Origin of the sequence: Paenibacillus sp. FSL H3-0469, assembly GCF_038051945.1 — a bacterium.
Classification (GTDB): Bacteria; Bacillota; Bacilli; order Paenibacillales; family Paenibacillaceae; genus Paenibacillus_AQ.
Window position 1 is genome coordinate 3,948,706 of the sequence record NZ_CP150302.1, and the last position, 24,346, is coordinate 3,973,051.

At 55.8% G+C, this 24,346-nt stretch carries 18 protein-coding genes; 3 read left to right on the forward strand and 15 right to left on the reverse strand.

Features of this window, described 5'->3' with window-relative positions; genetic code table 11:
• Positions 1–78 precede the first annotated feature (78 nt).
• The 11 genes from NSS83_RS17315 to NSS83_RS17365 form a co-directional block, all read right to left on the reverse strand.
• Positions 79–912: a M15 family metallopeptidase gene (locus NSS83_RS17315; RefSeq protein WP_341183560.1), complete on the reverse strand. Its 834-nt coding sequence runs from the start codon at positions 910–912 to the stop codon at positions 79–81.
• A gap of 250 nt (positions 913–1,162) precedes the next feature.
• Positions 1,163–3,046, reverse strand: coding sequence for a DEAD/DEAH box helicase (locus NSS83_RS17320; protein WP_341346128.1), 1,884 nt, complete (start codon positions 3,044–3,046; stop codon positions 1,163–1,165).
• Between the two features lie 460 nt (positions 3,047–3,506).
• Complete coding sequence (locus NSS83_RS17325; RefSeq protein ID WP_341346129.1) at positions 3,507–5,177, reverse strand: AarF/UbiB family protein; 1,671 nt, start codon at positions 5,175–5,177, stop codon at positions 3,507–3,509.
• The gene (locus NSS83_RS17330) at positions 5,178–5,525 is read right to left on the reverse strand and encodes a polyhydroxyalkanoate synthesis regulator (protein WP_341016074.1); all 348 of its coding nucleotides are present in this window, start codon (positions 5,523–5,525) and stop codon (positions 5,178–5,180) included. It lies immediately after the preceding gene.
• A 115-nt stretch (positions 5,526–5,640) separates the two neighbouring features.
• Positions 5,641–6,273 (reverse strand): ThuA domain-containing protein, encoded by a 633-nt coding sequence (locus NSS83_RS17335; protein ID WP_036728279.1) that lies wholly within the window; start codon positions 6,271–6,273, stop codon positions 5,641–5,643.
• 54 nt (positions 6,274–6,327) lie between these two features.
• Entirely contained in the window at positions 6,328–7,140 is an 813-nt protein-coding gene (locus NSS83_RS17340) for a uroporphyrinogen-III synthase (protein WP_341183557.1), read from the reverse strand.
• 177 nt (positions 7,141–7,317) lie between these two features.
• Positions 7,318–9,309, reverse strand: coding sequence for a methyl-accepting chemotaxis protein (locus tag NSS83_RS17345; RefSeq protein WP_341183556.1), 1,992 nt, complete (start codon positions 9,307–9,309; stop codon positions 7,318–7,320).
• 232 nt (positions 9,310–9,541) lie between these two features.
• Complete coding sequence (locus tag NSS83_RS17350) at positions 9,542–9,943, reverse strand: transcriptional repressor (RefSeq protein WP_341183555.1); 402 nt, start codon at positions 9,941–9,943, stop codon at positions 9,542–9,544.
• 67 nt (positions 9,944–10,010) lie between these two features.
• A complete protein-coding gene (locus tag NSS83_RS17355; protein ID WP_341183554.1) occupies positions 10,011–11,126 on the reverse strand; it encodes a Ger(x)C family spore germination protein in 1,116 nt (371 codons plus the stop codon).
• Positions 11,123–12,220 (reverse strand): GerAB/ArcD/ProY family transporter, encoded by a 1,098-nt coding sequence (locus NSS83_RS17360; protein WP_341346130.1) that lies wholly within the window; start codon positions 12,218–12,220, stop codon positions 11,123–11,125. Before NSS83_RS17360 ends, NSS83_RS17355 begins: the two co-directional genes overlap by 4 nt.
• Positions 12,220–13,587, reverse strand: coding sequence for a spore germination protein (locus NSS83_RS17365; RefSeq protein WP_341183552.1), 1,368 nt, complete (start codon positions 13,585–13,587; stop codon positions 12,220–12,222). Before NSS83_RS17365 ends, NSS83_RS17360 begins: the two co-directional genes overlap by 1 nt.
• Positions 13,588–13,742: 155 nt before the next feature.
• On the opposite strand from NSS83_RS17365, the gene NSS83_RS17370 reads away from it, so the two are divergent.
• The 3 genes from NSS83_RS17370 to NSS83_RS17380 all read left to right on the forward strand — a co-directional run bounded on the left by NSS83_RS17370 (position 13,743) and on the right by NSS83_RS17380 (position 16,555).
• Positions 13,743–15,296 (forward strand): FAD-dependent oxidoreductase, encoded by a 1,554-nt coding sequence (locus NSS83_RS17370; RefSeq protein WP_341346131.1) that lies wholly within the window; start codon positions 13,743–13,745, stop codon positions 15,294–15,296.
• A 174-nt stretch (positions 15,297–15,470) separates the two neighbouring features.
• Positions 15,471–16,190, forward strand: coding sequence for a 3-ketoacyl-ACP reductase (locus NSS83_RS17375; protein WP_036692186.1), 720 nt, complete (start codon positions 15,471–15,473; stop codon positions 16,188–16,190).
• 44 nt (positions 16,191–16,234) lie between these two features.
• Positions 16,235–16,555: an antibiotic biosynthesis monooxygenase gene (locus NSS83_RS17380; RefSeq protein WP_341183550.1), complete on the forward strand. Its 321-nt coding sequence runs from the start codon at positions 16,235–16,237 to the stop codon at positions 16,553–16,555.
• 337 nt (positions 16,556–16,892) lie between these two features.
• Here NSS83_RS17380 and NSS83_RS17385 read toward each other — a convergent pair whose 3' ends face one another.
• The 4 genes from NSS83_RS17385 to NSS83_RS17400 form a co-directional block, all read right to left on the reverse strand.
• Positions 16,893–19,121, reverse strand: a complete 2,229-nt coding sequence (locus NSS83_RS17385) for an MMPL family transporter (protein WP_341346132.1) — start codon at positions 19,119–19,121, stop codon at positions 16,893–16,895.
• A 959-nt stretch (positions 19,122–20,080) separates the two neighbouring features.
• A complete protein-coding gene (locus tag NSS83_RS17390) occupies positions 20,081–21,985 on the reverse strand; it encodes an ABC transporter ATP-binding protein (protein WP_341346133.1) in 1,905 nt (634 codons plus the stop codon).
• Complete coding sequence (locus NSS83_RS17395; protein ID WP_341183547.1) at positions 21,982–23,742, reverse strand: ABC transporter ATP-binding protein; 1,761 nt, start codon at positions 23,740–23,742, stop codon at positions 21,982–21,984. Before NSS83_RS17395 ends, NSS83_RS17390 begins: the two co-directional genes overlap by 4 nt.
• Positions 23,735–24,121 carry a MarR family transcriptional regulator gene (locus NSS83_RS17400; protein WP_341183546.1) on the reverse strand — a complete coding sequence of 129 codons (387 nt, stop codon included), beginning with the start codon at positions 24,119–24,121 and terminating at the stop codon, positions 23,735–23,737. The genes NSS83_RS17395 and NSS83_RS17400 overlap by 8 nt, the downstream gene beginning before the upstream one ends.
• Positions 24,122–24,346 lie beyond the last annotated feature (225 nt).

A 24,346-nucleotide genomic window follows, 5' to 3' on the forward strand; every position in this document is an offset into this window, starting at 1 on the left:
TGGTGACAAGTCTCCGCCCGCTTCCCAGACACACAAACGGCCCCGCAAATCGCGGGACCGCCTGATTATAGTGCGGGTTTAATTCGACACCGGGACAGCGTCATAATATTCTTCGAGTGTAATCCCTCTTTCGGCGATGGAAGCGGCAATCTCCTTACCTACGTAACGGACATGCCAAGGCTCGTACTTGTACCCGGTAATGGCCTCCTTGCCCTCAAGGAACCGGATGATATAGCCGTATTCAGCGGCATGGGCGGCCAGCCACTCCGCTTCCTTCGTCCCTGCAAAGCAGCTCTCGGCTGCACATTTGCCGTCTCTGCCGGACAGGTCAATGGCCAGTCCCGTCTGATGCTCGCTGTGTCCCGGCATGGCACTGTAGGTGCGGGCCTTCTCTTCACCGTCTCTGGCGACATAGTTATTGAACAGCCTTTTCTGGGTCGATTCCGAACGGTAGCCGGATACACCGGCCAGATAGACCCCGTCCGCCTTCGCCCCCGCGAACATCTCCTCCAGCGCCGCAGCCGCTTCACGCCGCAGCATGCGCTTCTCAATCTTTTCCGAGAAAATAAAAGGAACATCCGGGTAGACCAGATCGGAAGGCTTATACTTATCAGGCAGGCTGTACTGCTTATTGACCATGACCGCGATGCTCTCCGGCTCGGCTACCACCATCTCCGCAGCATTATTACCGGATGTTCCATTACCTGAACCTTCAGGATCTGGCTGATCCGTAGGCTCTGGTACTGCCGAAGCTTCAGGCGCTGCCCCCGGCCCCTCGGCTCCCAAATCTGTGCCTGTGTTAACATTGGTTCCGTTCTCCTGAGAAGCTGACGGTGCCGTATACTTCCCGATTCCCCAGCCGGCCGCAATGACGACGATGAGTAGAATGACAATTTTGGCGGTTTTGGACATGCTGTGTAATCCTCCTAAACGTTGTGTACCCTCGCACTCCTGAATTCGGCAGATTCCCGGCTGATCAAAAGTGCAGGCTACTTTCTATATCTCTCTATACTTGTACCCGAATATCCGAATGTTCTGGCAGCATCTATTAGACAGGCCTGATAGCCAAAAGGTTTCAGTAAATAAATATTACCATAGAGTCATTGGCTGTTACGCCGACGGCCCTATGGTAACAAGGATTAGCTATACATGTAAAGTGCCTTTATCTGGCGGAGCCGCGTCCGCCGCGTGAACCGCCGCCGGAGCCTCCGCTGCGCCCGCCGCGCGATGAATTCCCACCGCTGCGTCCGCCCGAGCTGAAGCCGCCCTTACCGCCCTTGGAGCCGCCTCGTGAGCCGCCCTTGGGAGCGGAGGCGCCTCCGCCTCCGGCATCGTTGCTGCGCGCTACATGCGCCCGGAATTTCGGGCTCGACTTCGCGCCGCCGGGATTATACCCGGCCCCGGAGCCAGCACCCTTCGAAGCGCCGTAGCTGAAGCCGCCGGCATCTGCGCCCCGCGATACGTTGGTGCTGTAGCCGCTGCTCGGCCCGCCCTGGGAGGCGTTGCCTCTGGAGGCCCCGCCCCGCGCAGCGCCGCCCTTGCCGCCGCGTCCGCCGGCGGCACCCGCACCTGCACCCGCAGCATAGCCGCTGGCTGCTGCGCTGTCGCCGCCGCTGGCGAAGGCGCCGTAGCCGCCGCCAGGTCTCGGCTTCTTCGCCGCGCCTGGCCCGGCGGAGTCGCCCTTCGGCGCCGCAGCTGCGCTGTACGCGCTGCGCTTGCCGCCTCCGGCCGCGTCCTTCCGGCTGCGGCCGCCGCCTTCCGCAGGCGCGCCCCAGCCGCCTGCGTCCTTGCCGCCGCGTCCGCGCCCGCCCGGACGCCCTGCGGCTTCGCCGCGCGGCGCACCGCCGCTGCGGCCCTGCCCGCGGCCGCCACGGCCGGCGCGCGCCGCTTCAGGCGCCGCGCTCTGCCGCCCGCGCGGCGAGCCGCCGCCTTGGACCGAGGTGAATTCGCCTACGCCGAATTCATCCTTCTCGTACCGGCGGCGGTCCAGCCGCTGGGAGATGCCGTGCTCGATCAGCTCGAGCCCGTCGCGCTCGCGCGGCGAAGCGAACGTGATCGCGAGGCCCTTGCCTCCGGCGCGGCCGGTGCGGCCAATCCGGTGAATATAGCTGTCCGCATCCAGCGGAAGATCATAGTTGAAGATATGGGTGATCCCTTCAACGTCCAGGCCGCGTGCCGCCACATCCGTAGCCACCAGCAATTGGAGCTTGGCATCACGGAACCGCTTCATGACAGCTTCGCGCTTGCCCTGCGACAGATCGCCATGCAGCTCGTCGCAGTCATAACCGGCCGCCTGCAGCGCCTCGTTCAGCTTGATGGCCCGGCGCTTCGTCCGGCAGAAGATGATCGCCAGGTAAGGACGGTCGCGCTCGATCAGGGAGATCAGCGCCTCTTCCTTATTGCGGTCCGAGCATTCCACCACCTGCTGGCGGATATTATCCAGAGGGATCGGCGATCCGCTCTTAATAATGACATCCAGCGGCTCCTTCATATAGTTCGCTGCCAGCCGCTTGATCGGGTCCGGCATTGTCGCAGAGAACAGCATCGTCTGGCGGCGGTAAGGCACCGCTGTGATGATCGTCTCCACATCCTCCAGGAAGCCCATATGCAGCATCTGATCCGCTTCATCCAGCACCAGCATCTTCACGCCGCTGAGGTCCAGCGTCTCCCGGCGCAGGTGATCCAGCAGCCGTCCCGGCGTACCGATGATCAGATGTCTGCCGCCTTCCAGCTTACGCAGCTGCTTCTCCACATCCTGTCCGCCGTAGACCGCCAGAATCTTCACGCCCGTATGACGGGCCAGCTTGCGCGCCTCCTCTGTAATCTGCAGCGCCAGCTCACGCGTCGGCGCGAGAATCAGCGCCTGCGGATAAGCGGCCTCGACCCGGATCTTGTCCATAATCGGCAGCAGAAAAGCCAGTGTCTTCCCCGTTCCCGTCTTCGCCCGCGCAATTACATCCAGACCCTGCACCAGCGGCGGAATCGCCTCTTCCTGCACCGGCGTCGGCTTCACGATGCCCTGCCCCTTGAGCAGATCGGTCAGCACTTCTGATACTCCTAAATCTTTAAAACCCGGCAATTGCTCCACCTCACTATTTTTCTAAGTTTTCATTTCAAAAAAGTCTGGTCACTCGGCCCGGTATCCAGTCAGGTTACATCCTAATTTCATAACTTATATTCATCCATGTAACGGAGTAAAGTACGCAAGGTAAGCAGAGGGGATGTCATCCTCAGGTCCTTTGACAAGGACGGTACCGTTCACATTCTTATCGTTTCAAATAAAAGCGGAAGCACCCCGTCACCGGAGCCCTTCCGTCCTATGGGCCCGCAAGGCAGCGGTCGAACGTTCGGTTATACGGCGCAGCAGCGATCCACCGGACGTTCAGACGGCACTCCATTTGCGTTCCATTACACTTTAATTGTGGCAAGTTATCTTAATATTGTACTTGATTTCGCAGCCTTTGTGTGCATCCGGCGAAGAATAATTATTTATCCGGCGCTTCCGGCTAGAATCTCCCCGATTTGAAGATGGAGAACAGCAGCCACAGAATCATCAGCAGTGCGATGACCGAACCGATCTCCACAATCGGGAAGTCCCAGAGCAGCGACGGCTCGCCGCGCAGGGAGGAGGCAACAATCAGTCCGGCCATGATAATGCTGAAGGCCAACAGCACGATACTGAAGGAGAGACGGTTGCCGATCCGGCTGAACTTATGCTCCAGGTCCTGCAGCTCAGGTACCCCGATCTCTACCTTCAGCTTTCCCTTGCTGATCAGCGAGGAGAGCTGCCGGGCCTGGGCGGGAAGCTCGACCAGACTCTCGGCAAGATCAGCCACCCCGCCCAGCAGCTTGCGCTGCAGGCGGCTTCCGCTGAAGCGCTGCTTGAGCAGACGTCTGCCGAACGGCTCGGCCATCTGCATAATGCTGAAGGCCGGGTCCAGGCTGGCGACCATGCCCTCCAGCGTGAGCATCGTCTTGCCCAGCAGCGCCAGATCCGGCGGAATGACCAGCCGGTGCTTGCGGGCAATGCTGAACAGATCATTCAGCGCCTTGCCGATGCTGACCTGCTTGAACGGGATATCATAATACTGCTCGCGCAGCCGGTCCATATCCTCGTGCAGCGCCGTCCGGTCAGCCTCCTCCGGGATCACTCCCAGGCGCAGAATGGCCCGTACCATCGAGTCCGTATTCTTGCGCATGAGAGCAATCACCAGCGCGGACAGGCCGTCCTTCATATCCTCGCTAAGCCGCCCGACCATTCCGAAGTCGATCAGAGCCAGCTTCCCATCCTTCAGCACCATGACATTGCCGGGATGCGGATCGGCGTGAAAGAAGCCATGAATGAAAATCTGATTCAGCATCATCTCCACAAACTGCTGGGCAATCGTCTTAAGCTTCATATCCAAGCCCAGCAGCTCGTCCTTGCGGTTCAGCGTAATTCCCTCCATGTACTCCATGGTCAGAATCCTGATGGAGCTGAAATCCCAATAGATGGCCGGTATATATACGTTATCTTGAGCAGTCAGCTGCCCGGCTATACGCTCGGCATTGCGCCCTTCCTGGGCGTAATCCAGCTCTGCCATCAGAGCCCGTGAGAATTCCTCGACCATCCGGGCTAAGCCGTATTGCCTGGCCCAGTCCATCTTGCGCTCGGCGAGCAGGCTTAGATCCGATAGAATCTCTAGATCCCTGCTCATCGTCCGCATGACGCCTGGCCGTTGTATTTTGACCGCTACACTCTGCCCGCCATGCAGCACAGCCCGATGCACTTGGCCGATGGAGGCGGCAGCGAGCGGATGATTCTCGAAATATTCGAAGACCGCATCAATGGACTGGTCCAGCTCCTGCTCCAGAATATTGCGGGCCGTCTCGGCTGAGAACGGCGGCACATTGTCCTGCAGCTTGACCAGCTCCTGAATAATCGCATCAGGCAGCAGATCGGAGCGCGTACTGGCGAGCTGGCCCAATTTGACGAAGGTCGGCCCCAGCTCTTCAAGCACCCTGCGGACCCGCTCAGCGAGGGTCACACTTTCATGAACCTCCTGTGTGATGATCCGGCGGGGAAGCGACAGAAGATGGTAGAGGCCCAGTTCCTCCACCATATAGCCGAAGCCATGACGCATAAGCGCCATGGCGATTGCCCGGTAACGTCCGGCATGCCTTATGCGGACAGCCATTTATTCCGTACGCTGTTCCGGCACGGTGGTCTCCTGGGGTGACTTGCCTTCCAGCTCGGCAACACGGCCCTCAAGCTGGGCAATGCGCGATTCCAGCCTGGTGATATCCTCCTGCACTGGTACCTTAAGCTCCTTCAGAACCCGCTGAACCTGCTCCTGCACGGCAGACTTGAACGCACCCCGTTCTTCATCTCCGCGCTCTACCAGCCGGTCCACCAGCGCCTTGGATTCCGACGGGGCCAGCTCGCCCCGCTTCACCAGCTCGTCTACGACCTTTTCAACCTTTTCCTTGCTGACAATGGTGAGGCCAACGCCTAATGAGATAGCTTTCTTCAACAGATCACTCATGGTACTTCCCTCCCAAAGATTGCAGTTATGGATAAAGTATACCCCTTCGCCCGCCATTTCACAAAATAACCCCACAAAGTGGGGCTTAGCACCGATATTGCTGATTATTTGCTGATTATCTGGGGATACGCGCCGCCCAGGTGGCTGCCCGCAGAATCAGCTGGCGAACAGCCGGATGCCGGAACGACGGCTCATGATGGCCCGGCATCAGATAGACCACCCGTCCAAGGCCATAGCTGTGGCACCAGGCCGCAGGCAGCATCTCCCCGTCCGCTTCGTATTCAAGCAGAATCTGCTTCTCGGTGAACGGATCGAACTCGAACCGGTACGGCTCTTCATCGAGCTGGAAGTCTTCGATGCCCTCGGTAATATCATGCTCCTGCACCTTAAACTGAAGCGGAGTATAGGCCGGGTGGCCGGTGAATCTGGCACCGATCAGCTGGGCCAGCTCATAACGCTTCGCCAAGGATACCCCTGTGTGCAGGACAATCAGACCGCCTCCTCCGCTGACATAGCTCAGCAGACCTGCCGTCTGCTGCGGAGATACGGTTTCATTCCACAATTCATTATATGCGATACACAGATCATATCCGGACAAATGCTCGCTTAGCATCAGCTTCTTGTTCTCCGAGCATTGCACAGTCAGAAGCTCATTCAGAATTTCACTGACCTGCTTGTCCACACCTTGCAACGGGTGAAACCGGGGGTGTGTGTAATCGCCTAACAACAGGCATTTTCTCTTATCCATAGGTCTCCTCCTCCATCTCTCTCTGTATTTGTAGTTGTAATTGAACGTCCGCTGCTAGCGGTTAGCCGCAATATAGCGGCCCAGGGTAACGAACATGCTGCCCATCCGCTCGTGCTCCGGCATGACGATCCGCTTCACGCCTTCTTCCTTCAGGGCCTCCGAGGTCATACGGCCTACAGAGACCGCAAGCACCTTGTCTTCAAAAGCCTGCACCAGCGCCGCAAGCTGCCCCTGCTCCCTCGCATGCTGTGCCAGGAAGCGGAATTGCGGTGCACTTGTGAACGCCACCGCATCCACCTGACCTTCCGTGATCTCTGTAAGCAGCAGTTCCAGCGCTCCAGGCTCCGGCTGAGTATACCTGTAAGGCTGCACACAGCTTACAGCTGCACCTGCCTGCTCCAGCCACCCGACCAGCTGCGGGGCAGTCTCCCCGTGCAGCTGAAGCATGACGCGCTTACCCTGCAGATCATAGTCCTGCAGGCCGCGGATCAGTCCGGCAGAGCTGCCGTCATCGTCACGCACGACCGGCTCAAGCCCCCGTTTCTTCAGGGCATTCACTGTCTTATAGCCACGGGCAGCAACAGGTGAGGCAGAGAGAACCTCCAGGAAGCGGTCTGCAAGCGCAAGCTTCGCAGCCGTCTCGAACAATGCGTCCAGCCCCATACCGGTAGTCAGAATAGCCAGATCCGGCGGCTGCTCCGTCCAGGCAATCAACCCCTCACGCAGGGCGGCATCATCCAGAAAGGTTGTCCCTTGAGCGGGACGGTGCAGCGCGGTTCCTCCCATATTCTCTACCAGCTTGGCCATGTCTTCCGCTTTACGCGGACCGGCCAGGGCTACGGTAATGCCCTTTAATTGCTCTGCCATGAACGCTTCTCCCCTTCATCACCCCGTATTGTTGTTTATCAGTATACTTGCAAAGTGAGGTAAAAGAAAAGACCGGACCGTATATTTGACCTCAGGAATTCTGCTTATCTTCAGGCACGGTAAACCCTCCGCAAGCGATGAGTTAAAAGTAATTCTCACACGTGCAGGTTTGAGGCTCTACTGGTTACCCGGGTGCAGCTTGAAGCGCCCGACCAGCTGCTGCAGTTCATCGGCTTGGCGGCTGAGGTCGGCTGAGGAAGAGGCGATCTCTTCCACCGAGGCAAGCTGCTGCTGGGCTGCTGCCGAGATCGTCTCGGTACTGCCTGCCGCAGCCTCGGTGATGCCGCGGATTTCGCTGATGGCCTGGTCCAGACTGTCTGCTTCTGCAGTCAGGGTCTGAACGCCTTCGTTCATCCCGCCTATGGTCTCCGCGGCCCCTTTAATTGCCCTGCGGATGCGCGAGAACGAACGTCCCGTTGTATCCACAGCCATAATGCCGTCCATTACCTTGCTCTTCGCCTCCTCCATGGATGCCGTAGCCCGGATCATCTCTGCATGGATAGAGGCAACCTGTTCGGAGATCAGGCTTGCCGACTTCCCGGATTCTTCCGCCAGCTTGCGGACCTCCGAGGCCACTACCGCGAACCCGCGCCCCTGCTCCCCCGCTCTGGCCGCTTCTATAGAAGCATTCAACGCCAGCAGGTTTGTCTGACGCGAGATTCCCGAGATGACACCGGTAATCCCCTGAATCTGCCCGACCCGCTCACTTAGCTGATCGATAACCGCGCCCATCTCCTCCACGGTCTCATGAATGCCGTTGATTTTGTCGACTACGCTGATGACCGAATCATTGCCCTCCGCAGCTGACAGCGAGGTCTTGTCCATCATTACCGACACCTGCTTCATGAACTCCGAGATATGGGCTACCTCAGTGGTGGTGGCAGCTGTGCTAGCCATCCCTTTATGTACACTGCTGACCTGCTGCTGCGTGCCGGCTGCCACCTCCTGGATGGCCACTGTAACATGTTCTATTGCTTTGGTCGTCTGCTCTGCCCCCGCGCTCAGCTGCTCAGCGGAGAAAGAGACATTATCCGTCATAGTCTGTACCCCGATAATCATCTGCCGCAGATTCTCTACCATCAGGCGGAAATTCCCGGCCAGCAGGCCGATCTCATCTCCCCGGAAGTCCCCGATATCCTGCGACAGGTCGCCGCCGGCAATCCGCTCGGTTGCCTTGCGCAGGCGGATCAGCGGCTTCAGGATCGACGCGATATTGAAATAGATCAGCACCAGCGCCAGCAGCACTGACACAGAGATGACCAGCCAGACTGTCTCACGGATGTCGCTGGTTGCCTGCGTAATCTCATTCAAGCTGAAGGTGCCTCCGATTCTCCAGCCCGTCAGCTCATTCACCATGAAGGTCATCTTCTTGGGTGCATCCTTATATACATAATCGAAGCTGCCGCTCTCACTCCCGAACATCTGCTTCACGAAGTCAAGCGAGGATTCCGCGCCAATTGCTTCTGTGGGATGAACCAGGAATTTCTTGCTGCTGTCGATAATCAAAATGTAGCCCTCCTGGCCGACCTTGATGTTCGTCATACCGGCAAGGAAGGACAGATCCAGATCAAGGCTGACTACACCGTTTCCGCCCGCGAGCACCGCCGATACTGCAATGGCGCTCTCCCCCTTCACCGTCTGAAATACCGGAGAGATCACTGTGCCGCTGCCCTGCTTAAGCGCATTGATATATGTATTTTCCTTGCGGGGATCATAGCCCTCCGGCAGCTCCAGCTCTGCGCTGCGGATGCTCTTGCCTTTGCTGGTTCCGGCATAAATATCAAGCACATCGGGATGCAGCGCCGCATACTCCCTCAATCTGCTCTCCAATGCAGGCGCCGCCAGTCCGGCTGCCTCGTTATTAATGGAATCTGCCGGAAGCTGTCCGGCAAAATAGAGGATATCATCTATTTTCGACTGAATATTGGAACTTATGATCTGATTCACTGCAATTACACTTTCCCGGGCATTATTAGTAAGCTGCTCCTCCATGGTGCTGCTGGCCGATTGATAGGTTAACCAGCCTATAATGATGCTCGGTACCAGCAGGACAAGCAGATAGGTAGTAATCAGCTTTGTACGGATGTTCAGACGCACCTTTTTATTCATATAATGGACTCACTCTCTCTTTCTTCATGGGTCTTAAGATGGATCATGGCGGCAGGCTTAATATATAATTAAATATCAGCCCCCGAAACCCTCTTTTTTCCGGTAATTGATGATAATTTCCCTATATTTATTGATGATTTTTATAGGAGCACAGCAAAAAGACCGTTTCAATGAAAACGGTCTTTTATTATATCCGGTTACTATGCGGACCCTCGCAGCTCATACAAACGTCCTAGTTCTGGCGTGAGTTCCTGCTCTGGCAGGCCGGGCAGATTCCCCCGAATACCACATGGGTATGAGTGATCGAATAGCCTGTATCCGCCGCCACCGAATCGCTCCACTCCTGCGGAACCTGACTCATCACTTCATCCACGGCACCGCAGATTTCACAGACAATATGCTGGTGGTCGTCCAGACGCGCATCATACCGGCTGGCCGCCTCGCCCAGCTTCAGCTCGCGGATCATCTGCTTCTCTGTAAGGTAGCGCAGGGAATTATAGACCGTTCCATAGGCCAGGTTATGCCCTTGCCCGACCAGCCGGTTCATGACTTCCGCAGCAGTAGGGTGATCATGGGAATTGCGGACGATATCGTATACGGCTTGACGCTGAGAGGTAAGGTTCAGGGTTCTCATCTTTATCATCCTCTAACTTGTTTTTAGATCAAGTATAAGTCCTGATGCCGGAAGCGTCAATGCGCCGCTACTTGATCATGCCGGAATACTTCACCTCCACCTGCGCTTTCACCTGGAAGCCCAGCCGGGGGTACAGCCTGCTCCATTCGGCCATCTCCGTGCTGTTATTCCAGTGCCGTGCACCGTAGTGCAGCCCCCAGCCCAGCGGGTCCATGCCGCTGCCTTGTATTTTGACCAGCAGTGCAGTTACGGCTTGTTCCAGTTCTGCGGCACCGGCCTCTCCAATCTCCTTCAGCATATGGTGGGTGACGATCTCCGCCGTGCTGTTCTCCTCCAGGATCGCCCGGATTTTAATGGTATAGCGGAGATAGGGATCTTCATCTGCGGGAGTAACAATCCGGTAGCTTGAAGAGGAGCTCTCCGTATAGTACTGATACATACCGCCGCCTATATGGGCGGGGAAGTTCGTCCGCAGATTGGAGCGGGACAGCAGATTGAACAGCCGGGTCTCGTCCGGGGAGAGGACCAGCTGGATTTTTCTTTTATCCAGCAGAGCGATCTTGTTAATCAGGAACTGGTCCTTCTTCTGCGCTTCAATAACCGGTAATATGGGGTCTATCCCATTCTCATAAATACTCCGCATCAGCTGGTAGGAATACACACTGGAGATGAAGGGCGACTCGGTGCCTTGCCCGCTCATTGCCAGAATCAGCGAGTTGGACGGAATGCGCTCTGACGGCGGCTTAACCTGAAGCACCTCCAGCGCCCCCGGCCTGCCCACGGCGAAATTAAGAATCAGCTGGATGTCTCTGCGCCGGACCGCCCAGTCTGTTACATGCCGGATATCACCCGCGGCAAGCCCTTCCCCCAGAATCACCGATTTGCAGTGCACATAGTCGAGCTCCTTCTCCACCTTGGACTTCATTCTGCGCAGCGCCTCGGAGATGCTCTCTGATTCCTCGGTGAGGATCTGCATCTTCTCGTCAATCTTCGTAACATCGCCCTGGGGAATGGCCAGCTTGAGGCTTACCTTGAATGTCCCTTCCTGCTGGCCGGAATCGATCCCGATAGCGACCACGAAGATTCGCCGGTCGATATCCTTGTAATTGCAGCCTGTAAGGGCCAGGGTCAGGGTTGCGGACAGCAGCATCACCAGCAGAGTCCCGATTGCCCCCGCCCTCACGCTCTTCGCCTCCTTACCATCCAGTAGCACCAGAATAACAGCAGGATCAGCAGCAGCTCCCCGTACCAGCGGATATGCAGCAGGAATACCCCGAGCATATTCAGGTCGTATTGGTCTATACGCATCATGAGCAGAGTAGCTGCTGCAAAAACCGCCAGAATGACGATCTCTTGCCGCAGCTTGGCCTTAGGTCTGCCGGGGGCGGAGGGGAGCTGGCTGAGGAGCAGCTCTTTGCCGACATGCCACTGGATAATGGCACTGACGAGCGCCAGTGTGCTGTAAGCAAAATAAAAGATATAAAGCATACGCTCAATCAAAAACGCTTCGATCCGGATGCTGTCCGCTGTGGTGAACCAGGTGTACACATGCCGCTCTACGCCAACAGTTCCGTGATATCCGATAGGCACATAAAACGTGATGGCCAGCACCAGCAGCCCCTCCAGACTCAGAATCCAGATATGCCTCAGCTTCAAGCCATGAAATACCCGGTTGAAGACCGCCATATTAATGTAGCCGCTGAATGTAAAGGTTGCTGCCGTAAGGCTGTTCCAGTCGGGAGGATGCAGGGCATGTGTCATGATCTGCAGCACGGCGTCCCAGCTAAAGTCCGAGTTCACCACCGCCTTGACTGTCGTGTACACAATTAAGGGCAGGGTGATAGCCAGTGTAATTTCCAGTCCATAGAGCAGGGACAGCGAGTCTATTCTGGCACAGAGGCAGGTCAATATCAGGAACCCGAGCAAGACTGCCATGGTGCCTGTGTCCGGGCTGATAAACCGCATGGTAATATCCACAAAGGATAAGAGAATCAGCGCCCCGGCCAGATACCAGAGTACCGCATATACGATAATCAGCGGGGAGGCCAGCAGCCTCGGCATCACTGAACCGAAGATCTCTGGCAGTCCCTTTCCCGGGAATTTATGAATGACTCTGGTGAACAGATAAATGAACAGCGTGCCCGTGCCCACCGCAACCAGAATGGAGGACTGCGCACCGTCGAAGCGGGCATCCAGCAGCTCACGCGGGGTGAAGTTAATGATATTGATCAGGGAATTCATGAGAAACAGGCAGTAGAAATAGCGGCTGTTTGCCATCAGGAGCCCCCGCTTTTCTTCTTCAGTGACGCTCCCAGCGCATCAAGAGCGAACATCTTGAAGTACGGCTGGCCGAAGCTGCGCTGGCTGCACAGGTACAGTGTGAACCCCACCAGGCAGATGACAACACCGACCAGCCCGAGCACAGCTGCGGCAATGACAAAGAAATACTTCAGCACACGGATGGAGAAGCTCATCATATTCAGCGGGACCAGGAAATTGGATATCGCCACCACAGAGACGAGAATAATCATAATGTTGCCGATCAGCCCCGCCGCTGTAGCAGCTTGCCCCAGGATCAGACCGCCGACCGTGGTCGCTGTAGGGCCGATGGCTCTGGGCAGACGCAAGCTGGCCTCCGTCAGGAACTCCATCATAATCATCATCAGAATCACCTCGACAAAAGACGGGTATGGCACTGTGGCGCGGCTTCCCCCGATCAGCAGGGCGATCTGCACCCGCACAATCTCCGGATTGTATGAGGTGAAGGCAATGTACAAGGCTGGCAGCCACAGCGTCATAGCCACGCCCAGGATGCGCAGGAGCTTCAGGAAGCGGCCGACGAAGGGCAGATGGATTTTATCATCCATGGCGGTGAAGAAATCATTGAATATGGACGGAAGCACAATCGCATACCCGGTCGTATCCAGCAGGATCGCTACCTTGCCCTCTGCCAGATTGAATACCACACGGTCGGGGCGCTCGGTCACTATAGTCTTGGGAAAAATGCGCAGCTTGTCGCTGCTGATATATTTCTCCAGTTCCCCGGCAGCCTGCAGAATGTCGAGCTTCAGCGAGTCCAGCTTCTCTTTTAACTCCGCCAGCACCTGATGATTCACCCGGCTCTCGTCGTAAAGGATCGCCGCTTTGGTCTTGGATACATTGCCGATGACGGTAAATTCCATCTTGAGCGCAGAGGACAGATAACGCCGCCGGACCAGATTGAGGTTCACCGCCAGATTCTCCCCCAGCGCATCGGAGGGGCCTTGACTGATGCTCTCCGTGATCGTCTCCTTGATACTGCTGGCCTCCGCCCGGAGGACATCGAAGCAGCAGAGCTTCCCCTCCCGCCCAATGCAGGCATACCCGCTGAGCAGAAGGTCCAGAGCACGCTGCCCGTCTGTTACCTCTTCACTGCCGGGATAATCGGCCACATAGCTGTAATAGGCTGCGGGATGCCCCATCTCATAGAACGGGGCAATGATATTGCGGCTGATGGCCTGTCCGTCTGTCACACTTTTGATATAGAGCAGGCTGACCTGTCCCGCCGGAATCGTTAAAACCTTGTCTTCAAGGTCGCCGAACCCGCTTAGCTGGCTTCTGATCCATTCGAGCGGGACCCTCTGTGTATGCTGTTGTCCTGACATAGGTCCCTCCCCCTCTCCGCCCGCTGCTCCTTGAATTTCTTCTTAGGTTGGCACTTTCTGGCGATTTTCATGCACCTGCCGGGGAAGCAGAGCGTTTCTTTTCACGGAAGAGTGGTAATAAATGAAATGGATCATCACTTAGGAGGGAATATACTATGAATGCACAGGAACCCCGTTCGCAAGGTCTTCCGCAATTTCCGGAATCATTATGGGTAGGCAGCACCGGGCGGCCGTCTTTTCCGAGACTTGCGGAAGATCATGTTACAGACGTAGCTATTGTAGGGGCAGGAATTACCGGGATTACTACCGCTTATCTGCTGTCCAAGGCCGGATATAAAGTCACACTGCTTGAAGCCGGGCAGATTCTCGGCGGGGCTACCGGTTATACCAGCGCCAAAATCTCCGCCCAGCACGGCATGATCTATCATGATCTGGTGAAGCATTTCGGCGAGGAGCAGGCCCGGATGTATTATCAGTCGAACAGCGAGGCCATGGAGTGGATGATTGCCACAGCGGAAGAGCTGGACCTGTCCTGCGGGATGAAACGGGAGGCGGCCTATCTGTATGCGGATCAAGGCGATGAGAAGACAATCAAGGCTCTGAATAAGGAATTCGAGGCTTACGGTAAGCTAAGACTGCCCGGAGAGTGGCTGGATCAGGTGCCCCTGCCGCTGGGCGCGGGCGGGGCCATCCGGATGCCGGATCAGGCCCGTTTTCATCCGCTGGAGTATCTGAAGGGGCTTCTTCAGGCGGTTCTGGACAGGGGCGGCACTGTATTTGAGCATACGATGATCGGGGAGAAGGTCGATACAGACGGACAGATAACCCTGCATACCGAAGGAGAGAAGTTCCAGATCCGTTGCCGCCATGCGGTGTCGGCTTCCCACTTCCCCTTCTATGACGGCGGCTCCCTCTATTTCTCGAGGCTGCATGCCGAACGCTCCTACTGTCTGGCGTTCGAGCCGGAGACGGATTATGAGGGCGGCATGTTTCTGAGTGCCGGTGAACCGGTCCGCTCGCTGCGGGCAGTGGAATGGGGAGACAAGAAGCTGGTCATTGCCGGCGGGGAGAATCACAAGACCGGTCAAGGCATCTGTACATTCGGCCACTATGAGAATCTGGAGCGGTTCGCCGGGGAGCTGCTGGGCATTCGCAGTATTCCGTTCCGCTGGTCCACCCAGGATCTGATCACGCTGGACCGGGTTCCCTATATCGGCAAGCGCGCCGAGGACGAGGAGATCTATATCGCCACCGGCTTCGGGAAGTGGGGTATGACGAACGGAACCGTGGCTGCCCGCCTGATCGCAGACGGCATTCTGGGGAGCAGCAACCCCTACACCGGGTTATATGATCCCTCACGCTTCAAGGCGGTGCCCGCCATCAAGAACTTCATTGTACAGAACCTCTCGGTTGCCAAGGAGCTGGTCGCCGGCAAAGTGGAGATTGTGCACACCAAGACAAAGGATCTGGAGCCGGATCGAGGTGCCGTTGTCTTCCATGACGGCAAACGCGTGGGTACCTACCGCGACCCTGAGGGCCAATTGCATCTTGTGGACAGAACCTGTACCCACATGGGCTGTGAATGCGAATGGAATAATGCCGAGCGCTCCTGGGATTGCCCGTGTCATGGCTCCCGCTTCTCCTATGAAGGCGATGTACTCGAAGGTCCGGCGACCTTGCCGCTTAAGACAATTACGCCGGAAGACTAGAGCAGGATGACCGGTCACTGCGGGGCATTAGCGGCACAAACGGTCCGGAGGGCCGGGGAGGAGCACTGCCAGAGCTGCGGCTCCGGCGTGATTGTGCCCGGCCGCTCAGGTATAATAGACAGTATCTTCTAGAATTACCCATCATTCTATATATAAGGAGCGTGACGACAGGTTATGGATTTGAGAGGAACCAGTATTGTCATTACAGGTGCAGGCAAGGGAATCGGCAAGGCGCTCGCTATGGCGCTGGCTAAGGAAGGCGCCAACCTGGGGCTGATCTCCAGAACCTCAGCGGATCTGGAGGCGCTGAAGGCGGCGCTGACCGAGGTGTACGACATTAAGGTCAGTATCGCCGTAGCCGATATTGCAGTACGTGAAGAGGCGGAGCGGGCGGTAGTGGCTCTGCAGAAGGATCTCGGCCCCTTCGACGCGCTTATTAACAACGCCGGGATCGCCCAGTTCGGCACGTTCCTGGAGATGGACCCGGCAGACTGGGAACGTCATATGCAGATCAACCTGTTCGGGGCCTATTATGTGACCCGCGCGGCACTGCCTGCGATGATTGAGCGTTCGAGCGGCAATATCATTAACATCTCCTCCACCGCAGGAGAACGCGGCTTCGCCACAGGCTCTGCCTACTGTGCCTCCAAGTTTGCTCTAATGGGCATGACGGAGTCACTGGCGATGGAGGTACGCAAGCATAATATCCGTGTCGTAGCGCTGACCCCAAGCACAGTGAATACAGGCCTTGCTTCCGATGCGGGTCTTAAGATCGGGGACGAGGACCGGATGATGCAGCCGGAGGACGTTGCTGAGCTGACGCTCGCTGCGCTTAAGCTGCCTGACCGCGTCTTCCTGAAGACGGCAGGCATCTGGACCACGAATCCGCAATAACGACAGACTTTACGTAAAGTAAAGCCCTACAAGGAGGACTTGGCATGCTGGTAGTTACCAATACGATTAAGATCAAGGAAGGGCATGGTGAAGCACTGGCCTCACGGTTCAGCGCAGATAACGGGGTGCAGAGCATCCCCGGCTTCATCCGTATGGAGGTGTGGCACGCCGCTCCTAAGGAAGGCGTGGAGGAGTTGAAGATCTGCACCGTGTGGGAGAATGAGGAGGCACTGAACGGCTGGACCTCTAGTCCCGCCTTCCGGGACTCGCACCGCGGTGCCGGCCGGAACGAAGCCATTGTCGGCTCCTCGCTCGACAAGTACGAGCTGGTGCACAGCCGCACTCCGGACGTTCAGGCTGACTAGCCTGCTTCTTAAGCAGCAATAAGTGGAGAGGGCCGGCCGTTTAGGACGGTCCCCTTTTCTGCGTGAAGGATAAGATTCTTATGTGACATCCTATGTATATGCTGGACAAAATTACTGTGCAATCCATTGTGTCCGGATTTTTCACATACATTTGCTCCATAGGCCTGCTTGCGACCACAATGTATGCTGTTTTTCGCATACATTCGGCATACACGTCATCGCCACCAGCACACTGTATTCGGTTATTCACTTACATTTAGTCCGCTATCCTAAACATCTTATCGCAGAAAACAGGGATACCCCGCCAGCCGTCAGGCTTAGCGGGGCATCCCTGTTGTTATTGCTGTGTATCCGAAGCAGAAGCTTCGCTGATCTCCTGATGCTTACCCGGCCAGAAAGCCGCACGGCCAAAGAGGACGGTGATGGCCGGGACCAGGAACGGACGGACAACGAAGGTATCCAGCAGGACACCGATCGCAGTGATGAGACCAAACTGGACCAGCACCTGAATCGGAAGGCTTGCCAGCACGGCGAACGTACCGGCCAGGATAAGTCCGGCGGAAGTAATGACCGAACCGGTCTCATTCACACCTTCTGCAATCGCCTGCTTTAGCGGCATATGCTTACGCTTTTTCCAGATATTCGAGATCATGAAGATGTTGTAATCCTCTCCGAGCGCTACCAGGAAGACGAAGGAATATAGCGGAATAGCCCCTTGAATCGCATCTGCTCCAAGCACGTAATGAATGATGATCCAGCCCAGGCCCAGTGCCGAGAAGAACGATAGAATTACTGTCCCCACCAAATATACTGTGGCTACGACAGATCTGAGATAGACCAGCAGCAGCACCGTAATCAGGCCGATAACGACCGGGATGATCAGATCGGTGTCCCGTTCCCCAATCTCCTTGGTATCGTGCTGGGTAGCGGTCTGGCCGCTAATCCATACCTTATCCTGCGCGTTCTCAATCCCGGATTCCGTCAGAGCCGACTCAACCGTAGCCTGAAGTGCCGGTATATGATCCATCGCCTCAATCGAATACGGATTGTCCTTGAATTCGATATCATAGGCAGTAATCTTCGGGTTGACGGCCCCTTGCTGCGGGTCTGAGACCACATCCACGTAGGACAGGCTGCTCAGCACGGATTTCAGGTCTTCTCCGCCGGATAACCCTTCCGTATCAACCATCAGCTTGGCAGGCGCCAGCTCGCCAGGGGAGAATTGCTTGCCGATCAGGTCAAAGCCTTCCCGCGACTCCATAGTCTTCGGGAACGACGACAGAATATCATAAGTGAACTTAATTCCGCTGGAAAATGAGGCCAGCACTCCCAAAAGCACTACTGTAATTCCGACAATGGCCCACGGGCGGGATACCACCAGGTATCCAATTCCCTTGCGGCGGGCAGGCTGCGGCTGCGGCACCGGTTTGCCCTTGGCCTTGGCCCGCTCCGCTTCCATCTGCGGCGTGCGCGGCACAAACGGGAAGAAGGAGGTCCGTCCGAAGATTGCCAGCAAGGCTGGAACCAGGGTCAGACTGGCTACTCCCATAATCAGAATGGAGACGCTGAACGGCACTGCGAACCGGTGGTACGCGCCATATTTCGCCAACAGCAGAGCGAAGAGGGCCAGCACCACGGTGAAGCCGCTCATCGCAATCGCCCCCGAAGAGTGGGAAATGGCGCTCAGCAGTGCACGCCCCTTGTTCTCCTCCACCTTCAGCATCTGGCGGAAGCGCGAGATCAGGAACAGGCAATAGTCTGTCCCTGCCCCGAAGAGCAGCACCGTCATAATCGAGACCGCCTGTGAATCCACCGTAATCCAGCCTTCCTTGGCCATCAGACCAAGCACCGGGCTGGTTACGCCATAAGCAAAGCCTACAGCAACCAGCGGAATCAACGCCAGAATAGGTGAACGATAGATCAGCAGCAGGAAGACCAGCACCAGAATGACGGTGGCAATCAGCAGCGACACATCGGCATTCTTGAATAGCCCTGTAGCATCTACTGAGATTCCAACCGGGCCGGACACACGCAGGCTTAAGTCTCTGCTATCCGGCTTGGCAGCAGACGGGTCAGTCCCCGTCTCCGTCCGGACCAGCTCCTTCAGGCTCTTGAGCGACTCCCCAAGCTGGTCGCTGTCCGCTGTCTTGTCGAACAGCACCGGGGTGACGAGCGTGCTCCGGTCCTCCGACAAGGACGCCTGCAGTGCCTGCGGCGGCAGCTTGCCCAGCGGCGGAACAAAATTCTGATGCTCCAGCGGCTGCTGCTCAAGCTTGCTGTATACTGCGGTTATATGTACGAGATCCTCCTCTGAGATCCCCCCGTCACGATGCCAGACGAGCAGTGCCGGCACTCCGCTTCCGGCCGGAAATTCTCTCTCGGCAACGACCGATGCTCTCACCGATTGGGAATCCTCCGGCAGATTGGAAGCATTGTTGGCCACCTGCGAATTCACCGAAGGCCATAGCATTGTAAGCACCCCAACCAGTACAATCCACACCAGTAGCGTGATCCATTTGGTCTTGCTCCCTGCTACCCATTTTCCGTAGCCCGACATACCTTTCATCCTCTCTCCTATCCGTCCGCCCAAGCAGAAACGGCTGTGCCGTCCTTTAAAGGACGACACCGTTTCAGCGAGAAATATAAGGAAAATTTATAGTGCGAAACATATAAATTCTTATATTTCAAAAAATGAGCCGCGGGTCATTTTGATATCCTTATCATATATACCCCGAAAATTTTAAGCAAATCTTTTTTTGAAAAACATAGGAAACCCTTAATAAATCATCCAATTTAAGCTAGTGGATTGGTCACCTCGCCTTCAGGGACAACCTCCAGGGTGGGATTTCTTCTTCACGGGCGTTTGACCCGGCTTAGCGGACTGAGGCGCTCTTATTCGGGAAGAATGTTGTCATTGGGGCGAGTAACGGACACCATGGAGCTTATCCCCTGCACTTCCACTCCAAGACGTCTTGTAGCGAGACGTTAAGGTCGCCTGAGTCCGTTATGCTGCGAAAAGGGGTGTTTTCGTGGTGATAACGTCTCTCCGGTCCGTTAGGTGCAGACTCCCCTGGGGGATGGAGCTTCAGTAAACGCACCTCTGAGTTTCACAAACTTATCCACCGTTTAAAATCTGATGCTGTAATAGTAGCCCTTGCCGCGCCGTCACCGGTATATCCTCATATGGTGCGATTCAAGGAAATGCTGCATTTAAAGCAGCTTCTTCCCCCCAGTAACCCGGGTATTCGGAAGATTGTTGCACAAAATACAGGAACTTTGAGTTATACCCGATGTATAGGCGAGGGATTATGCCTTCTATACAACAATTCCCGATTTCGGTGGATTGAATACGGGAATTGTTGTATTTTGGGCAGGAATGAAGGGGGGGTTGACCTAGTTCGGTTAGTTGCAAAAAAAAGCGTTCATACAGAGAATGTCCGAAGACGCTCTGCATGAACGCTGGTTATAGTTGGCTGTGGTCTACAGCCGGCTGTATTCAGAGGACTATTCTATTACAAATTCAGATCAGCCTGCGTCCGGCAGGTCATCCCCGGAGAACTGGCTGTTATAGAGATCGGCATAGAAGCCGCCGGCTTCCAGCAGTTCCACATGGGTGCCCTTCTCAATGACACTGCCCTGGTTCATCACCAGGATCAGATCGGCGTCCTTGATGGTGGACAGGCGGTGAGCGATCACGAAGCTGGTTCTGCCGTGCATCAGCGTGTTCATCGCCTTCTGGATCTGCACTTCTGTGCGCGTATCTACGCTGCTGGTTGCTTCATCCAGAATAAGGATGGACGGATCGGCCAGAATCGCCCGGGCGATGGTCAGCAGCTGCTTTTGACCCTGGGAGATGTTGGAGGCCTCTTCATTCAGAATCGTGTCATACCCGAGCGGCAGCGTACGGATGAAGTGATCGGCATGCGCAGCCTTGGCTGCCCGCACCACATCAGCCTCCGTAGCCCCTTCCCGGCCGTAAGCGATATTATCGCGGATGGTCCCGTTGAACAGCCAGGTATCCTGGAGCACCATACCGAATTTGCTGCGCAGCTCGCTGCGCTTCATATCGGTGATGTTCACACCGTCGATCACAATCTCCCCGCCGCTGATCTCATAGAAGCGCATGAGCAGGTTGATCAGCGTGGTTTTGCCGGCTCCGGTTGGTCCTACAATTGCGATGGTCTGTCCAGGAGTGACTTCGATGTTCATGTCTTCAATCAGGAGTTCACCCGGCTTGTAGCCGAACTGCACGTGACGGAATTCCACAGAGCCCTCTTCTGCATCTGCTGAACGTTTCGCCAGTGTAGCTGCCGTTTCAGGGACTTCCTCTTCCTCATCCAGCAGTTCAAATACACGTTCTGCCGAAGCGATGGTGGACTGGATGATGTTGGCGATATTCGCGGTCTGCGTAATCGGCATGGTGAACTGGCGCGAATACTGGATGAACGCCTGGATGTCGCCGACATCGATCGCTTTTTTGGTCACGAAGATCCCGCCGACCACACACACCAGCACATACCCCAGGTTCCCGATAAACATCATCAGCGGCATAATAATCCCGGAGATGAACTGGGAGCGCCAGCCGGAGTTATACAGGTCCTCATTGATGGCATTGAAGTCCTTCAGGGAGTTCTTTTCCCGTCCAAAAGCCTTGATGATCCGGTGCCCGGTATACATCTCCTCCACATGACCATTCAGCTGGCCCAGCGATTTCTGCTGTCCGACGAAATAGGTCTGGGAGCGCTTGGTGACCAGCATAATCACTACGAAGCTCAGCGGCAACGTAACAATCGTAATCAGGGTCAGCCATGGGCTGATTGTCAGCATCATCACAATAACCCCGACAATCGTCACTATGGAGGTGATAAGCTGGGTCAAGCTCTGCTGCAGGGTAGTACTGATGTTGTCCACATCATTGGTCGCCCGGCTGAGAATCTCCCCGTGGGTCCGGGAATCGAAATATTTCAGCGGCAGCCGCTCCAGCTTGCTGTTGATCTGCTCACGCATATCGTATACAACCTTCTGTGCCACACCGGCCATTACATACTGCTGGATATAACTGAACAGCGCACTGAACAGATACAGGCCTGCCAGCAGGATCAGAATATCATTCACATAGCCAAAATCAATCTTAGCTCCAGGCACGCCCATCATCTTGCCATAAGCACCTTCGAAAAGCTTGGTCGTTGCTTTCCCCATGACCTTGGGGCTGAAAATACTGAATACGGTACTGGCAATCGCCATCACGAATACAATAATCAGCTGGACCTGGCGCGGACGCAAATACCGGACCAGGCGGCGCAGGGTGCCCTTGAAATCCTTTGCCTTCTCGGCGGGCATTCTCATGCCGGGACCGCCGCCCGGCCCGCCGCCGAAGCCGCCGTGTCTGCCGCCCTGCGGCGGCTTCGCTGCTTTGTTCTGTTCACTCATGCTATTTCCTCCTCTGACAGCTGCGAGGATACGATCTCGCGGTACACCTCATTGTTGTCCAGCAGCTCACGGTGCGTGCCCATTCCGACAATCTTACCTTCATCCAGTACGATAATCCGGTCTGCGTCCATTACCGTGCTTACCCGCTGTGCCACAATAAGGACAGTAGATTCCGTAGTCTCCTCCTTGAGAGCAGCCCGCAGCTTGGCATCCGTCTTGAAGTCCAGCGCGGAGAAGCTGTCGTCGAACAGGTACACCTCCGGTTTGCGGACAAGGGCACGGGCGATCGACAGGCGCTGCTTCTGGCCGCCGGAGACGTTGCCGCCCCCCTGGGAGATGCTTGAATCGAAGCCTTCCTTCATCGCCGAGACGAAGTCATAGGCCTGCGCCACCTTGGCGGCATGAAGAATCTCTTCCTCGGTAGCATCCTCTTTGCCGTAACGGATATTCTCGTTGATGGTACCGGTGAACAGCACGGCTTTTTGCGGAATATAACCAATCTTGCTGCGCAGATCCTCCTGCGTCATCTGGCGCACATCCACACCGTCCACACTTACCGTACCCTCTACAGCATCATAGAATCTCGGAATCATGTTCAGCAGCGTGGACTTGCCTGAGCCGGTTCCGCCGATAATAGCAGTAATCTCACCGGGGCGCGCACTGAAGGTAATTCCCGACAAGGCCGCCTGTTCCGCACCCGGATAAGCGAAGGATACATTGTCAAACTCCACATACCCGCGCATCTCGTCACGGCCGTCCGCATGAGTCGCTGTAGCCGTAGTCTTCAGTTCTGCAGAGGTAGGGTCCTTAATCTCAGGCTGCATATCCAGCACTTCATTAATACGCAGCGCTGAAGCTGAAGCTCTTGGAATGAGCACGAACATCATCGATACCATGATCAGCGAGAACATAATCTGCATCGCATACTGAATGAATGCCATCAGGGAACCCACCTGCAGATCGCCGTCGCCGATACGGATTCCGCCGTAATACAGAATGGCAATCATCGAGAAGTTCATGACAATCATCATCAGCGGCATGAGTCCCGCCATCACCTTGTTGACTTTAATCGCCGTATCGGTAAGATCGCGGTTCGCTGCACTGAACCGTCTGTTCTCATGCTCAATCCGGTTGAACGAGCGGATGACGCGGATACCGGTCAGATGCTCGCGCAGCACCAGATTTAATTTGTCCAGCTTGATCTGGATCGCCTTGAACAGCGGAAGCCCCTTCATTCCGATGAAAAATATCGCTCCGACCAGCAGCGGAATCACCACCACAAAGATCAGCGAGAGCTTGGCATCCTCCGACACCGCCATAATAATCCCGCCGATCATCATCATCGGGGCACCGACCATCATGCGGAGCATCATAGTCAGGACGGTCTGAACCTGTGTAATATCATTAGTGGTACGTGTAATCAATGAGGCCGTGCCCAGCTTATCGAATTCATGGAGCGTAAAGTTCTCCACATGATTGAACACCCGGGAACGGGTATTCTTCCCGAAGCCGGCCGCCACTCTGGCTGACAGATAGCTGGCAATAACAGAGCACAGCACGCCTCCGGCCGCCACCAGCAGCATGAAGCCGCCGATTCTCCAGATATACGGCTGGTCTCCGTCCACAATCCCTTTATCGATAATGTCACTCATCAAGGTGGGGAGATACAGGTCCCCCATGGACTGCAGGAATACCAGAATCAATACCCCTGCGACGGCCAAGCGGAAGGGCTTCAGTTGTTTCATTAATTTAATCAAGCTTCTCATCTCCGTTCATTTGTAGCCGGTCTAGATTAGGCGGAGGATTATCCTCCATAAAGGCATAGACTTTCAGCAGCAGTTCCGCCAGTTGATCAGATTCTTCCTCACCTAAATACTCCACCATCCTGTGAAGTGTGGCGTCCATATGGTCCCTGGCCTTGCGGGTAATAATTTTCCCCTGTTCGGTCAACTTGATGCGCACTACCCTGCGGTCAGACGGATCTGCCTGCCGTTCTACCATCTTCTTGGCTTCCAGGCTGTTAATCAGCTGGGTTACCGTTGGCGGAGTCAGTCCCAGGAAACGGCTGATCTCCGACACCTTAAGTCCCAGATCTGAAGCATGCGACGCCCGTGCAATACATATCAGTAAAGTCATCTCACTTGGCTTATGCCCCTCCACCGAGTGATGCCAATGCCCTTTGCGCAGCTTCCGAAGTGCAGAGAAAAGCTTGTGTCCGACTGAGTTTTCACCTTCGCGATTTATCCCAATGCTTCCACCCCATTTTTAGTTAGGTTTCCAAATAATTAAACCATGTATTAATTAGGCTACCTAATTATATTTTCGTGCCTGCAATTTGTCAATTCCTGATTATGCTCTTAC